This is a genomic window from Steroidobacter flavus (assembly GCF_042651805.1).
GTDB lineage: Bacteria > Pseudomonadota > Gammaproteobacteria > Steroidobacterales > Steroidobacteraceae > Steroidobacter > Steroidobacter flavus.
The window spans coordinates 656,946-671,441 of record NZ_JBHSDU010000003.1 but is presented as its reverse complement, the minus strand read 5'-3'; the positions used below and the strand labels follow the sequence as shown (position 1 = coordinate 671,441).

Sequence of the window (14,496 nt, the reverse complement as noted above, 5' to 3'; positions counted from 1 at the left end):
CGATGTCCGGCACCGAATCGAACTCCAGTATCTATCGCAGCGAGGCGATCGAGTATCGCTTCCGGGAACAGGAGAATATCGGCATTGTCGCGGCCCGCATGCGCTGGAGTTGGCCGGTCATTCTGATCTCCCTCGCGCTGCTGGCAGCCTGCGTGACTTACATGGTGTGCATGCACGAGGAGATTGGGCGGGCGATTGAGCGGCGGATGGATCGATGAGTCGGCACCGGGTGCCCTACATTCCTCAGCTCGATGCACTCGAATGCGGAGCATCCTGTATCGCGATGGTGCTCGCTTATCACGGCCATCACGCGCCCCTTCCGGAGGTGCGCGAAGCCTGTGGCGTATCCCGCGACGGCGTGAGCTTACAGGCGATGTTGGAGGCGGCGAGAGCCTATGGCCTGACGGCGACCGCGTATTCCGTCAGCCTCGAGCAACTGGAACTGCTGCCTCTGCCCGCCGTGCTTCACTGGGACTTCAACCATTTCGTCGTGCTGGAGAAGTGGCGTCGCGGCGGAGGCGCGGTGATCGTCGATCCCGCGCGCGGACGTCTGAACGTTTCAAAGCGTGTGCTCGAACAATCCTTTACAGGTGCGGTGCTCGCGCTCGATGTGACTCCGGATCTGCAGCCAAGGCGCCGCAAGACTCCGCATCTCGGCCGCTATCGAGCGCTGGTTCGTGACAACGCGGGCGCGATTGGCATCGTTCTGGGATGTTCCGCCTTGCTCGAGTTGCTGGTGCTGACGCTGCCAATTGGTCAGCAGCTCTTGGTGGATCGCGCGCTGGTTGGCAAGGACGTGCCGCTGCTGATGCAACTGGCGGCGGCATTTTTTCTTGCAACCGTCGTCCAGGGGGCTGTGACCCTCGGGCGCGGCTATGTCATCGGCAATCTGCACGTCGTGCTGGACCTGCGCTTGCTCGGCGACTTCATGCGACATGCGGTGCGCTTGCCTATCGGCTTCTTCATGCAGCGTGCGCCGGGAGATCTATTGCAGCGACTCGAAGGCAACAGCATGCTGCGTTCGTTGCTCGGCACGGAAATCGTCGCGTCATTGCTCGATTCATTGCTCGTCATCGGATTGGCCGCGCTGATGATCGCGTATCACTGGATGCTCGGCCTGCTGGTGATTGCGATGGGCGGCGTTCGCGTGCTGTTCCAGCTCTACATGCGTGAGGTGAATCGCCGGGCCGCTGCGGCCGAGCTGACTGCGCTCAGCGGCACCGGTGCCGCGCTGGTTGCTTCGCTCGATTCGATTGAAACGCTACGTGCAACTTCAGCCGAATCGTTCGCGCTACGCCGATGGAACGATCGAGTCGTCAGGCGCGCCTGCGCACTTCTGCCACGCCTCGACCTCGAAAACACAGGGGCCCAGTCGACGGTCGCGATCAATTCGCTGGCGCTGGCACTGGTCTGCCTGGTCGGCGGTCGCGAGGTGCTGGCAGGGCAGATGTCGATCGGGGTGTTTTCGGCGTTCCTGACGTTGCAGGCATTGTTTCTTGCGCCGGTGGGCTCGCTGATGCAGAACCTCCACCGGCTGCAACTGGCGAGCTCTCATCTATCGCGTCTCGACGACGTTCTGGAAGCCGAGCCCGAAGGCAGCGGCCACTACGTTCCAAGCGATCTGCGCGGCGAGATCAAACTCGAGCAGGTGAGTTTTCGTTATTCGGCTCAGGCGCAGCCGAGTCTGGTGGACATAGACGTTCACGTGCAGCCTGGCGAGCTGATTGCTCTGGTAGGGCCGTCGGGGTCGGGCAAGAGCACGCTCGCCAGAATCCTGCTCGGCCTGCTGTCGCCGTCGCAAGGAACAGTCATGTTCGACGGTAGGGATCTGCGTGAATTCGATATCGACGCGCTCAGGCGGCGCATGGGCGTGGTGTTGCAGGAGGTCGAGCTGCTGAGCGACACGGTGCACGCCAATATCAGCTGCAACGATCCGACGATCTCCATCGAGGCGGTGCGTTCGGCGGCCCGGCTCGCGTGCATCGATCATGTTATCGAAGCTCTCCCTCGTGGCTACGACACGCCGCTCGGCGGTAATGACGCGCAGCTTTCGGGCGGCGAGCGTCAGCGGCTCTGTATTGCCCGCGCGATTGCCCATCGACCGGCGATTCTTTTACTCGACGAAGCCACCAGCGCGCTCGATGCCGAAACCGAGCGCCGCATTCACGAGCACCTGCGCGAGCTCCGCTGTACCCGCATCGTCATCGCTCACCGGCTCCAGACCGTTCGCGATGCCGATCGTGTGTTGGTGATGGAGCAGGGGCGTATCGTGAAGCAGGGAACATTCGCTTCGTTGCAAGCCGAGCAAGGATTGTTTCGCGATCTGGTTCGCTCGGCGGAGCTTCAGGATGCGTGACCGAACGGCACTGATCGGCATGAGCACGGCCGTCGCTGCCCGACGGCTGCTGAAAGCTTTGGGCATCGACGCAACGGGCGCGGTGGCGGTCGATCCGAACGAATCGCTGCTCGATCATCTCGAGCGGTACGGTGTCACTGGTCGCGTGGCGCGCATCGAGAGCAACGAGCTGGCGCAGCTCGAAGCCCCCATCCTGGCGCAGTCGAGCAGCGGACGCTGGATCCTCATCAAGGAAATTCGTGCGTATGGCATGCGGATCGAAGATCTGCCGGATCATGAACAGATCGTGTCGCACGCCGCCGTTCAAAAGGAATTCTCCGGCGTCGTGTTCGATCGTACGCTGGAGCTGCCGCCCGCAGCGTCGCTCTGGTCGCGGTTGGCGCGCCTGGTGTGGTTGCAGCGGCGAATGCTGTTTCCGGTCGTTGGCTTCGCGATCTTCGTACAGCTGCTCGAGCTGTTGAGCCCGCAGCTCACCCGGACTCTGGTTGACGACGCGTTCCCGCAATCGTCCGCGTCGCTCGTGACCAGCCTCGCGCTCGGCATGATTCTGATCGCGTTGCTGAAGGGCTGGGCTGGCTGGCTCGAGCAGCGCTGCGCCCAGCTGCTGCAAGCACGGCTCGATGCGATTCTCGAGCGGGGCCTGCTGCTACATGTGATGAGACTGCCGTTTCGTTACATCGAGAGCAGATCGCTCGGCGAGCTCATGCAGGGCTTTCAAGGCATCGCGCAGGCGCGCTCCGTGCTTACGGGCGATGCGCTGACGGCGGCGTTCGGCGCGGTGACCACAATCGCTCTGCTCGTCATGATGAGCGCGACGATGATTGCGCCGACGATGTTTGTAGCGGCGGTCGGCGTCGCTTCAGCGCTGCTGGCGATCCTCGCGGGACAGCAGCAGTATCGAATCCAGCAAAGCGTGGTCGATGCGCAAGTCAAGGAGCGCGACAAGGCCGCCGAGATCTTTACTCACATCGCGACCCTCAAGTCGGGCGGTGCCACGAATCGAGCGGTGGACGCGTGGCTCGCGCTGGTGAAGAGTGCGCGCAAGCTCGCTCAACGCAGCGATCGGTTGATGCTCGGCTCGCAGGTCGGTATCGACCTGCTCGGTCAGATCCAGGTGCAGGCGCTGTGGATCTGGGGTGGGCTACGCGTGATGGCGGGATCGCTGCAACTCGGCGAGCTGCTGGCCTTCATCCTGATGGCGGCGTTGTTTCACTCGACGGTCGGCCGGCTGGCGAAGACCTTCGTGAAATTGCGAACCGTGAAGCCCCATCTGCGCGAGACGCAAACACTGCTGGAGCAGCAGCCGATCGAGCGACCGCGTTCGCGTCCGCCGCGTGCGGGTCGACCGGCCATCGAGATTCGCAATCTATGGTTCCGCTACGCCGACGATCGGCCCTGGGTGTTCCAGGGGCTCGACCTGAATGTGGCGCCCGGTGAGCTGCATCATCTGGACGGCGCGTCCGGCTTCGGCAAGACGACACTGCTCAAACTTGTGTCGGGACTGTACGACCCTTGTGACGGCAGTATTTCAATCGGCGGCTGCGGCGCGCATGAGGCGCGCGAGCGAATGATTTATCTGCCGCAGCAGGTTCGTATGTTGAATGCCAGTGTCCGGGACAACCTGCGTTTGTTTTCTGCGGGGGCGCCATTCCACCGCATTCTGCGGGCAGCGGAAGTTACAGGGCTGGCTGAGATGGTCGATCAGCTACCGATGGGATACGACACGCTCATCGCGCACGGCGGCGGCAACTTCTCAGGCGGTCAACGACAACTCGTTGCGCTCACAGCCGCGCTCGCCGCGGACCGAGAAATCCTGCTGCTCGATGAGGCCACGGCGAATCTGGATGCGTTGAGTGCGAGGCGAGTGATGACCAGCCCTCTGTTCGAGGGCCGGACAGTGCTATACGCCGGGCACGCTTCCTCGGCTTATTTTCCGGACGGACGGAACGGCCACACCCAGGAAACCAGCGGCCCGACCTTACGCGTCTGAATCCAGACACGGCCCTGACCGGAGAAGCGACATACGAAGCCTTCGCCGGAAAAGAACAAGGACTTGTAACCGCCGACTTTGGTGACGTTGTATTTCAGGCCGTCGGTGAACGCGACGATGTTGCCCGTGTCGACCACGTATTCGTCGGTCACGTCGATTTCGATGATGCCGCCATAGCTGCTGAACCACAGGTCGCCTTTGCCCTGGCAGCGGATCAGGAACAAGCTCTCGCCGGAGAAGAAGCCCTTCATCAGGCCCTGCCACTTGCTTTCCACCGCCACGCCGCTGCTCGATGCGACGTAGGCCGAGTTCTGCAAATAGATCGTTTGTTCGTCCAGATAGACATGGCGCACATCGCCCGGAGCGCCGGGTGCGATGCCGATCTCGCCCGGCCCGCCTTGCGCGGTGAACTCGTTGATGAAGATGGATTCGCCGGTCACGAAACGGCCCAGGCCGCCGCGCAAGCGGGTCTTCATCACCAGGTTCGTGTCCATGGTCGCCATCGCGGAGGCTTCCACTTTCAACGTTTGATTGGCCGGGATCTGCACGGTGATGAACGCGTAGTCGGGCTGACCCTGCACGTTGAATTTCATTCCACGCGGGTCGGGAGTCAGCGTCTTCGCAGCGGCGGCGGATGGAGCTGCCGCGACCGGCGCTGCTCGAGGCTGCGGATCGGGAGCGGCAGCGGACGTCGATGCAACAGGGGCCGCATCGGCGGGCTCCACGGTCGCTTTCGCACCGAGCTGCAGGATCGCTGCACACAGGTTGTCCGCCGTTGCACGGTCGACGCCTTTCTTCACGACCGAAGGCTGGCCTTTCAACAACGTAGTGGCCCGGGCGACTTCGATCTTGAAGCGAGCGGCCAGCGAGCTGATGACGGCGTTAAGGTCGTGCCCTTCCGCGATCGTGCCGCTGAGGACGACATTGAATTGCGCTGACATGAGTTGTTCCTAACCTTTGCGTGCGCGCAGAGTCGGGGTCAGCGCGGCGCCGAAGCTGCGCTGATTGTTTGATTGACACCAGACGGTGCCCTTGCCGCGGAACTTGCAGACCAGCCCTTCGCCGCCGAGGATCGAATGCAGCCAACTGCCGCCGGCCTTGGTCAGCGAGAACTGCAACGTCTCGTTGAAGGCGACGATGTGGCCGGTATCGACGATCAGCTCGCCATCGACCTGCTGCTCGTAGATCGCGCCGAACGAGTTCAGCAGCACCTGGCCGCTCCCCTGCAGCTTGACCCAGAACAGGCTCTCGCCCGAGAGCAGTGTCTTGAAGCCCTGCCAGCCGACGCCGATTTCGACGCCGCTCTCGCAGGCCACGAACGAGCCGCCCTGCACGATCAGACTTTCGCGTTGCAGAGTCAGCGTCGTCATGTCGCCGGGCAGCGGCGTGCCGAGCCAGACTTCGGAGCCGGCGCGCTTCGATTCGAAATGATTCAGAAAGATCGACTCGCCGGCGAACAGGCGCTTCACCGTCTTGGTGAAGCTGCCCGAGCCGCGCTTGTGAGTCGTGGTCGTGATGCCGACGTCGGCGCTCATCGCGATCATCGCGCCCGCTTCGGCCGTGACGCTTTCGCCGGCGCCGAGCGTGACTTTCGCAGCGCTGTTACCGGGTCGATGTACGAGTTGGATATCCATCTCAGCCCCAGAGTTTCGGATTCAGCCAGCCAGTGAGCCCGCTCAGGCTGCGGGTTTGAATGACGATGCGGCCCTTGCCGACCACGCGCGTGACCAGGCCTTCGCCGCCCATGACACTGGAGATCAGTCCGCCCGCGAGTTGTAACTTCAGTTCGATGCCGGGCTCGTAGGCGACCAGATGGCTGGTGTCCACGATGAACTCGCCGTCGATCTGCCGTTCGATGAGCGCGCCATACGCGCCGTACCAGACCTTGCCGGGCCCGGTCACCGAGATCTTGAACAGACCTTCCTTAGCGATGAAGGACACCAGCCCGGCCCACTTCAGGCCGATCTTCACGGTGTCATCGCACGCCAGGAATGCGCCGGGTTGCAGATAGTAGGTCTCGCCCGCAGCGAGCTCCTTACAACGCATATCGCCGGGCGTCGGCTGCACCAGGGTCAGCTGCTTCGGCGCCGAAGTGCCGTTGTGAAAACGATTGATGAAGATCGACTCGCCGCCGAACAGGCGCCGGGCGATTGCACCGAACAGCCCGCCATTCAATTGTGTGCGCATCGTCAGATCCGCGGCCATGCTGGCCATGGCATCGGACTCGGCAACGATGGACTCGCCCGGCGCCAGCGTCACCTGGAGGTGCGCAAAGGCGGGGGCGCCATCAATCTGCGTTTTCATTCTCGGTCTCCTGCGAAGGACGCTCGGCTGCGAATTTACGGACCCGGATCTTGAGCGCGTCGAAGGTCGGGTTCATGTCGACGAAGGGGCCTTGCTGATGGGCCGCCTTTTCGCGCATGCGCTCGATGCGGGAGTCGGTGGCGGGATGAGTCGCCAGAAACTCAGGTGTTTCCGTGAGCACGGTGCCGGCATTCTCGCCGACCTGCTCGCGGACTTTCTTACGCATTCTTTCTTCTTCGGCTTTCACCTTGTCGAAGAAGGACACCATGCCACGACCGTCGATACGTGCCCGCTGTAACAATTCGAACCCTTGCTCATCCGCTTCGTTCTCGAAGCCGCGCGAGTACTTCTGCGACAGCAGGAACGGCGCTGCGCTCGCCAGGGTGGCGAGCAAGCCGCTGGCATCGCCCAGCGCGGCCTGCACCGTCAAAAAGAGTCCGGTGGATGCAATGAGATTGCGCGTGCCGTGTTGGGAAGTCACATGCGAAATCTCGTGCGCCAGCACTCCCAGCACTTCTTCGGCCGAGTCGGCGCGTAACAGCAGCTCGGAATTGACGACCACATAGCCGCCGGGCAGGGCAAATGCATTCAGCGAGGGATCGCGCACCACATAGAAACGAAACTGATAGCGCGAATCCGGCAGAGTCTTGGTCAACGAGTTGGTGAGCTCGGTCAGCAGCTTCGCCGTCTCCGGGTCCTGGATCACGTCGGCTTGCACCTGGTATTGACCGAACGCGGTCTTGCCAAGCTGTTCCTCCCAAGAGGCCGGGATTTGCCGGGCCGCGATGCCCGTGAGCCAACCCATGTTGAGCAACAGCCCGACCGGGATCGCAATGAGCACCGCAAAGATGGCGGCAAACACCGCCCAGTTGTTCATTCGTTTCCGGCGCATGGCGCCCAGCGCGACCGTCAGTTCCGGATGAGCGGCCAAGACCGGATCGCGCAGGATGGTGCGATCGCTGGTGTACACCGACCAGTCCGGAAAGTCGGGATGGGCGATGAAAACGATACGATCGCTGGCCCCGCCGAGCGTCAACCGGGCGCCCGCGAGCGGCAGCGTCACCGACTGCGTGTCGCTACGAAAGCAAAAACCAGCCGCGCTCACGCTCAGGTCGCCGGCAGCACGGCCCTGGGCGAAGCCTTCGTGAAAGGCATGGGCGGGATAGAACGAGTCGGACATCCGCTGTGATCGAACTTTTCGCTGATTTTTATAATGCAACGCCGCCGGGCAATTTAAGTGAAATTCGAGCGGGACAGCAAGGCCGAGATCACATTTCTGGAATCGCGCCCGCCTTGTACGACAACGGTATTCGCCGCCTGCGATCAATAAAACCGGCTCGCGGGTCCTCTTCAGATCATGGGGGACATTTGAGGAGCGGTTCGAGCATGGCATTCCGATCGACTATCAATCTGTGGCTGGCGTCGGTCGCTGTCCTGGCGTGTGCTTTCACGGCGCGGGCCGACGACACGGGCATCATCGCTCTCGAACATGTGACCATCGTCGATGTGCAGCTCGGCAAGCTGCTGCCCGACCAGAGCGTGATCTGGCAACGAAGCCGCATCCTGGCCACCGGGCCGAGCAACAGCGTGGCGGTGCCGGCCAAGGCACAACGGGTCGATGGCCAGGGCCGCTTTGTGATGCCGGGCCTGTGGGACATGCATGTTCACGTGGGCACGCCGGAGACGGCGGCCGATGAGCTGACGTTACCTATGTTCATCGCGAATGGCGTGACTTCCGTGCGCGACATGTCCGACTACATCGCCGGGCCGGACTATCGTTACAGCGCGCGATTACCACCAAACGTTGGGATGCCGAAGCTCGCGCCGGTTTGCGCGTCGGGCCCCGTGTAATCAGTACGGCCAGCCTGGTCGTCGACGGCCCGCAAGTGACCCGTCGCCGCCCGGATTTGCCCACCTTCTTCGGCGCCGGCACTCCCGACGATGCCCGCGAGCTGGTGCGCTATCTCGTCGATGAATCGTCGGTGGATGCGATCAAGGTTTATAGCGGCCTGCCACGCGATTCGTTCTTCGCCCTGATGGATGAAGCGAACCAGCGGGGGATCACCGTCGTCGGTCACAAGCCGCTCGGCGTGGACTTCATCGAAGCCGTCAACGCCGGCCAGAGAAGTATCGAGCATGCTCGCGAAATTCTATTGGACAGCTTTCGGGGCGCCGCGCAGTTACAGCGCGACTTCGAAGCCCGGCAAGCGCCGCCGAGCGAGCGCGATCAGAAACCTGCCATGCTCACCAAAATTCTTCAGGAGCACGATCCGAAGAGGCTTCGGGCGATCTTCGCGGCCATGAAGAAACACGACACTTATTATGTGCCCACGCATCTGACCCGCCGCTTCGATTGGATCGCGGCCGCTGGCGATCCGCAGGCGCTCAACGATCCTCGCCTCCAGCTCATTCATCCCACCGCCGTCACGCGTGCTTTGAAGGACGTCGAGCAAACCCGCGCTCGCGCCTCCGGTCCGACGGATGCGGCGGCCTATAAAGCGTTCTTCGAGAAAGGACTGGAGGTGACTCGTCTCGCGTATCGAGCCGGCATCAACGTCATGGCCGGCACGGATACTGGCGACAGTTTCTGCTTTCCCGGTTCCGCGTTGCTGGATGAGCTGGAGTTGATGGCGAGCTCGGGTTTATCTCCCGCCGAAGTGCTGCGCACCGCGACGCTCACGCCGGCGCGCTATGCAAACAAGTCGAACGATTTCGGCGCGGTGTCGGCCGGCAGAATCGCCGATCTGGTCGTGCTCGATGCCGACCCGCTCGCGGATATTCGTAACGTGCGTGCGACTCGCATGGTTGTTTTCAACGGCCGCCTGTTCGATCGCGCCGAGCTGGATCGGATTCTCGCGGGAGTCGCGGAGAAGGCGCGAAGCTTGAGGAAAGGGGAGTGAGGAACCGCGCCTGGCTCGGTGCCGTCGATTACGGGCGGTCGTGGCAGGGCAACGATGGTCGGTTGAATGCTTCCATCGCCGGCTATCCGATCGAACAGGAAGGATTCGGCGTGCTCGATCGCTCACGCCTGGTGATCGAGGGCGGACAGTCGTACATCGTGGACAACGCAGGTAACAGATACCCCGATTCCGTGGTTCGTACCGGTGTGTCCTGCTGCTATATCACCGGCTTTGACATCGCGCTGACCAGCCGGGGCATCGAAACAGAATTCTCGGGCGAAATCGTTCAGGGATGGGCAGGCCTCGGCCAGCTACTCTTATAACGAGAACGAGTACCACGGCTCCGACCTGCAACGATACAACGCGCTTTGGACCGAGGGTGACCCTCTGATCACGCCGGTGCCCCAGCGCGTCTTCAAGCTATGGACGAGCTATCGACTCCCGACCGAAGGCTGGTCTCGCGGCCTGACTTTCAGCGGCGGCGTGCAGGGACAATCCAACGCGTTTCAAGCCGGCACCGCCTGCACTGAGTTCAATCCGCTGGAGCGTGGCGCTGAACGTCGATAACGTGACCGACAAGCGCTACTACCGCGTCCCTGGCAGCTCCAGCGGCAGCAACTGGTATGGGGATCCGCGGAGTTACATGTTGACGATGCGGGGAGCGTTTTGAGGCGGGCTCACAGTGCGACGTCTTGAGGACCGACCTCTACGATCGCCTCATTTAAAAATCTTACGCCCAAGCCCAGTTGTGGATCCCATGAGCTCGAGAACAGCAAACCGACAACGCGATCCCCGGAACCGAAGGATCGCTTAATGAGGATATCCGTAGGCTCTATCAGCGATGCCAGTTCTGCCGGCTCGCTGATCACGGGTGCCAGTTCGTCCGCGGAGTCAGCGCCGAACTGGTCGCGCCACTCTTCCAGCTCGCTTTGGTAGTAGCTGAAGATGGCCGCTTCGGCCTGCGCGATCAGTTCGTCTCGCCTGGCGTCGAACGCGACAAACGCTTCGCGTTGCGCGGACTCTATTTCGTCCCCTTCATCACAAGGCACGACGAGGTTGACGTTCACGAGGTTGCCGAACAGCTTGTATCTATACCGGCCCACCCAGCCGTAGTCATACACCATTGCGCCGAATAAGGTGTCTTCCATTCGCTCGAATCCGTTGTTAAAGCGGCCGGTCAGGCCAAGAATCAGAGAGCAGGTAGATCAGTTCAAATGTAAGCGCTTCGGGCCGGTTTTGCAGGTGATATGATCGTCGCAACGACTCAGCAATCTGCATGGAAGGAGATTTTGTGGGTGGGAAACGGTTCTTTGCATGGGTCTGGCGCATCAATTCCCTGATCGTGTTCGCGGCCGGCCTGGCTGCCATCGTCGTTCTGATTTTCGCATCTGTTTCTATCTTCAAGGAAGTCACGCGAACGCGACACGTAAGGGGCGTAGTTAACGTCGCGGAGGACCAGGTTGAGGGTTCGGTCGCATCGCTCGGCGCGTTCATCGAGGTCGAGGGCACCGAGGTCCTGCGTGCGTCACTTGATGTGCATCAGGAGTACGCGCAGTCCTATGGCTCGAAGGAAGCCAGCTCGATCCGAAACTATCTCTACTTCGATCCGACATCGCAGGAGTCTTACTGGCTCATTCCTGACTATCGCGGGCTCATCGTCGGCGAAAACGAGTACCCGCCGCCGCAAAACGGCGAGGCGAATGCGTCGCCTCAAGTGGTCGTGTATGAGCTCGTCGACAGCGATAGCAATCAGGACAAGCGACTGACGGCCGAAGACACAAAGACGATTGCCGTTGCGAGTCCTACTGGAAAAAATTTCGCCCGCGTACTGAGCAATGTCGAGGAGTACAAGGGAGGTCGCATCGTCAATGGGACCCATCTTGTGATCCTGTACACCTCGGGCGCCGCCCTGCGGGCGGCAGAGATTGAGCTCCCGTCAAACAAGCTCACGCGCGAATCGATTCTGACGGCGGTTCCGATTGAAGCTCCGCTTCGTGCTTCGAGCCCGTAAGTCATGACATCGGTGCCCTGCCTCCATCCTTCAGGCACGAGGATGGAAAGCTGAGGGCGTCACTCGATATCAGCTTTGCACCGGTCCCCGTAACCGATCATTTCGGTTCGCGCGCCAGGCTTCGGCGCTCAGCCACCAGATTCAAAAGTGCCAGGCCCGCTTCTGTAGTCCGCTGGCTCCGTTCGAATCCAGTGGTTGCATCGTGGCTGCCATGATTCTCCCGAATCGAAGCGTAAACACGCCACAAGGTACCTTCATGATGGTGTCATGAACGTATTTTGGCGTTGCCTTCGGCTCTTACTGCAAGGGACTGTCGGTCTGTTTCTTGTTCTGTTCGTCGGCGTCTGCGTTCACTGGCTCGTGATCGCAGGTGCTTTCGACGGCCCCTTCCGAAATCCATATAAGGCCGACGACATCTGCTTCACCCAGGACTGGCCGGGGGCAACATCGCGGTATGTTGAGTACTCGTTCGTGACATGTAGCGAGCCTCACGTGCTTCTCGGCGAGCGCGTCGGTGCGGATCAGGCTGTGCTGTCGTTTTCGGACCTGGATCGTGACGGTCACCCCGAAGCTGTGATCGAATCATCCCCTTACAAATGCAAGTTCGGTGGTCTTCGGTGCTACGGTGCTGAACGTTTCGTCCTCAAGATCTGCCCGGCCTGTAATTTGAAAGTGCGTGTGGTGGGGCGTGAATCGCTGCCTGAACTGGATACTGAGTGATTTGCTTTGAGCCGACGAAAGATAAAACCGTTCGTTCGCTAGCCTTTGGCGGCATCTACAGGCGCTCACCGCGCAGAGCTTCGGGCACGAGATCGGGATGCCGCCGGTAGACGGGCTTCATGGCGCCAGTTCCATCGCGAGAACGTGATATCCCTTATCTAGCTGTCGTCACCTGCGGCCGCGAATCAAAGCCTGTGCGACACCAAGGATCGGGACTCCGACCAGCGCCACAGACACTTGCCAGGGGCCGCCGAAGTAGCTGTTAGCGACTGCGGCGACGATAGCTGACAACCCTATTCCCGCGCCGAGAAGTTGGCCGCGCCAGTGCGATTTGATATTGGCTTCGGTGCTGACCTGCTCGAGCGAGAGGCGGTGGGATTGCTCTTGCTCCACCATCTTCAGGATGCGATCGGCTCCGCCAGGAATAATGCGATCGAAATATTCGAGCGCGGCGGGAGGAGGAAGTGGTCCGGACCACTCAACCGAAACGTTCGTTTGCTTAGGCGGCGGTACGGTGCTTGGCTGCTGCGGACTTTTCGCTTTTGTCGAGTGCTTCACGGCCAACTACCGTTCTGAAGTCTCGGCCGATCCGTTCCCAGTCAGATCGCAGTGCCTCAGTTGCTGAGGCGGCGCGCTCCGAATGAGTCGTCTCTGCGAAAATTTCGGCAGGGCTACCGAGGCCTTGTAACAGGCCGCGCCAAAAGGATTTGCGCATCGGTGTACCCATGACGTCACTATAACACCCCTTAGACGGCTCGTTGCCGGACGTAGTTCCAGTCTCTGGTGTGGGTGGGCTCTGTTCTTTAACCGGCTAGTGCCGGCGAATGACCCTGGCGAGGGTGCCAACCGAGTGAAGAGATGGCGGGCGTGGTTGTTTCCGCAGGATTGCGGCTGAAGCTGATTGAGATGGTGGAAAGGGAGGGACTCGAAAACGCACTAAAGAATAAGCGAAACAGTAACTTACTGATTTGTTTCGAGGCGATGTCCCCCTCAATTCCCGTCTGTCCCCCGATTTGGCAGTGGATTTGGCAATAGGGTGCTGGCGCAAGAAGGATTGCGATTCCTAGTCATAGGAGCGACCTGAATAGCATCGCGCGCGGACGTGGCTCAGCCGCCAGCTGATGCAAGCGCAGTGCATGCTTTCAGAGCGTTACCACGCAGGCCGGCGCTAACTGGTTTCGACCCAATGTCATGGGCGGCGAGCATGATGTTCGGCAGGCCTCTTGTAAGGTCATGCGCGTACGAACGCGCTTCGTGCGTGGGGCTATCTTTGCTTCACGTTCCGTATATTGCAGAATGTGCGCTGCCCGGAACTCAGCGGAACCGTCGTGTGCGTGGCATAAAAATAATAGTAGGGATTCTCGGGGTAGTTATATCGATCGGCCTGTATGCACTCAACTATGTCGGACGCTTTAATTCGACCGATAGCGACGTGCCGTGGCTTGCTTCTTTATTGCTGGGCCAAAAGGGCGTGCTCGCCACATCTGTCTTCACTTTGAGCTTATGCTCAGTCGGTCTAGACGGGCTTCGCAACTATCTCGGAGCCCGTCATGACACCAAAAACGTGGTGGAGAAACTGCTGAACAGCTACGCTAAGACGCTCTTCGCAGACCGAGCCATGAGCAACCGGCTCACGCTTTTCAAGTACTCCAGAGGATGGAGGGTTTTTCTCTGGGCTTTGATCAAGCTCAAATTTTTTCCCCTTCGCGAGCAATGGCCAAGAATCAGGGAAGTCTTGGGCATCAAATGGACAGCTTATTATCTTGGGGTGTACTTGCGTCCCAAGAACTCATGGAACCGCGTGTCGACGGCCGCGTTTCGCGTGTCCAATGACGCCCCGGATCTCTGCGAGGGCATTGTGGGTAGGATTTGGCGCGAGAATGGACTCGTGGAAGTAACTGGGCTTGATCACGTTGACCGTGCTTTGATTCTCGCCGTCAAAGGAGTCACGATCGAAAGTCTCCCCGTTGCCGATCCTGTGCGACGATATGCTGAGGCCACTGGAGTCAAGTCTGTCCAAAGCCTGCTGGCGCGAACACACCTTGCAAGACACTTCGTTGGCACCGTGATCGAGAATGCGGGTGGCGAGCGTTGGGGGGTCCTCCTTCTGGATTCGGGGGATGATGAATGTCCGGCAATCGGTGATGGAACAAGCGAGTTTCAACAGCGGTTCCGTGATTGTGCGCTGATTCTGGGTAAGGTTGTCGAGTGAGGT

The 14,496-nt window shown here is 60.7% G+C and carries 16 protein-coding genes; 10 read left to right on the top strand and 6 right to left on the bottom strand.

The genetic code is table 11. The features are described from left to right. Positions 1-2 precede the first annotated feature (2 nt). From ACFPN2_RS08480 to ACFPN2_RS08470, 3 genes are read left to right on the top strand one after another with little or no spacing between them, the layout of a single operon-like run. Entirely contained in the window at positions 3-218 is a 216-nt protein-coding gene (locus tag ACFPN2_RS08480) for a hypothetical protein (RefSeq protein WP_380596175.1), read from the top strand. Next, positions 215-2,356, top strand: a complete 2,142-nt coding sequence (locus ACFPN2_RS08475; protein WP_380596174.1) for a peptidase domain-containing ABC transporter — start codon at positions 215-217, stop codon at positions 2,354-2,356. The genes ACFPN2_RS08480 and ACFPN2_RS08475 overlap by 4 nt, the downstream gene beginning before the upstream one ends. After that, positions 2,349-4,346, top strand: coding sequence for a peptidase domain-containing ABC transporter (locus ACFPN2_RS08470; protein WP_380596173.1), 1,998 nt, complete (start codon positions 2,349-2,351; stop codon positions 4,344-4,346). Before ACFPN2_RS08475 ends, ACFPN2_RS08470 begins: the two co-directional genes overlap by 8 nt. On the opposite strand, the gene ACFPN2_RS08465 is transcribed toward ACFPN2_RS08470, so the two are convergent. Genes ACFPN2_RS08465 through ACFPN2_RS08450 form a run of 4 tightly spaced genes read right to left on the bottom strand, consistent with a single transcriptional unit; the run spans position 4,283 to position 7,830 of the window. Next, positions 4,283-5,287 (bottom strand): TIGR00266 family protein, encoded by a 1,005-nt coding sequence (locus tag ACFPN2_RS08465; protein WP_380596172.1) that lies wholly within the window; start codon positions 5,285-5,287, stop codon positions 4,283-4,285. The two genes, ACFPN2_RS08470 and ACFPN2_RS08465, sit on opposite strands and share 64 nt — an antisense overlap. A 9-nt stretch (positions 5,288-5,296) precedes the next feature. Next, entirely contained in the window at positions 5,297-5,980 is a 684-nt protein-coding gene (locus tag ACFPN2_RS08460; RefSeq protein WP_380596171.1) for a TIGR00266 family protein, read from the bottom strand. 1 nt (position 5,981) lies between these two features. Then, a complete protein-coding gene (locus ACFPN2_RS08455) occupies positions 5,982-6,650 on the bottom strand; it encodes a TIGR00266 family protein (RefSeq protein ID WP_380596170.1) in 669 nt (222 codons plus the stop codon). Then, positions 6,634-7,830: a M48 family metallopeptidase gene (locus tag ACFPN2_RS08450; protein ID WP_380596169.1), complete on the bottom strand. Its 1,197-nt coding sequence runs from the start codon at positions 7,828-7,830 to the stop codon at positions 6,634-6,636. Before ACFPN2_RS08450 ends, ACFPN2_RS08455 begins: the two co-directional genes overlap by 17 nt. A gap of 206 nt (positions 7,831-8,036) precedes the next feature. Between ACFPN2_RS08450 and ACFPN2_RS08445 the strand changes: the two genes are divergently transcribed. The 4 genes from ACFPN2_RS08445 to ACFPN2_RS08430 all read left to right on the top strand — a co-directional run bounded on the left by ACFPN2_RS08445 (position 8,037) and on the right by ACFPN2_RS08430 (position 10,117). Continuing rightward, positions 8,037-8,501, top strand: a complete 465-nt coding sequence (locus tag ACFPN2_RS08445; RefSeq protein WP_380596168.1) for an amidohydrolase family protein — start codon at positions 8,037-8,039, stop codon at positions 8,499-8,501. Positions 8,502-8,536: 35 nt separating this feature from the next. After that, the gene (locus tag ACFPN2_RS08440; RefSeq protein WP_380596167.1) at positions 8,537-9,550 is read left to right on the top strand and encodes an amidohydrolase family protein; all 1,014 of its coding nucleotides are present in this window, start codon (positions 8,537-8,539) and stop codon (positions 9,548-9,550) included. Beyond that, positions 9,547-9,873, top strand: coding sequence for a hypothetical protein (locus tag ACFPN2_RS08435; RefSeq protein ID WP_380596166.1), 327 nt, complete (start codon positions 9,547-9,549; stop codon positions 9,871-9,873). The genes ACFPN2_RS08440 and ACFPN2_RS08435 overlap by 4 nt, the downstream gene beginning before the upstream one ends. A 76-nt stretch (positions 9,874-9,949) precedes the next feature. Then, positions 9,950-10,117, top strand: a complete 168-nt coding sequence (locus tag ACFPN2_RS08430; RefSeq protein WP_380596165.1) for a hypothetical protein — start codon at positions 9,950-9,952, stop codon at positions 10,115-10,117. Positions 10,118-10,227: 110 nt separating this feature from the next. Here ACFPN2_RS08430 and ACFPN2_RS08425 read toward each other — a convergent pair whose 3' ends face one another. After that, positions 10,228-10,698: a DUF6985 domain-containing protein gene (locus ACFPN2_RS08425; RefSeq protein WP_380596164.1), complete on the bottom strand. Its 471-nt coding sequence runs from the start codon at positions 10,696-10,698 to the stop codon at positions 10,228-10,230. Positions 10,699-10,841: 143 nt separating this feature from the next. Between ACFPN2_RS08425 and ACFPN2_RS08420 the strand changes: the two genes are divergently transcribed. Beyond that, a complete protein-coding gene (locus tag ACFPN2_RS08420; protein WP_380596163.1) occupies positions 10,842-11,561 on the top strand; it encodes a hypothetical protein in 720 nt (239 codons plus the stop codon). Positions 11,562-11,828: 267 nt separating this feature from the next. Beyond that, positions 11,829-12,281, top strand: a complete 453-nt coding sequence (locus tag ACFPN2_RS08415; RefSeq protein ID WP_380596162.1) for a hypothetical protein — start codon at positions 11,829-11,831, stop codon at positions 12,279-12,281. Positions 12,282-12,449: 168 nt separating this feature from the next. Here ACFPN2_RS08415 and ACFPN2_RS08410 read toward each other — a convergent pair whose 3' ends face one another. Further along, positions 12,450-12,839 carry a DUF2335 domain-containing protein gene (locus ACFPN2_RS08410; RefSeq protein ID WP_380596161.1) on the bottom strand — a complete coding sequence of 130 codons (390 nt, stop codon included), beginning with the start codon at positions 12,837-12,839 and terminating at the stop codon, positions 12,450-12,452. A gap of 772 nt (positions 12,840-13,611) precedes the next feature. On the opposite strand from ACFPN2_RS08410, the gene ACFPN2_RS08405 reads away from it, so the two are divergent. After that, entirely contained in the window at positions 13,612-14,493 is an 882-nt protein-coding gene (locus ACFPN2_RS08405; protein ID WP_380596160.1) for a hypothetical protein, read from the top strand. Positions 14,494-14,496 lie beyond the last annotated feature (3 nt).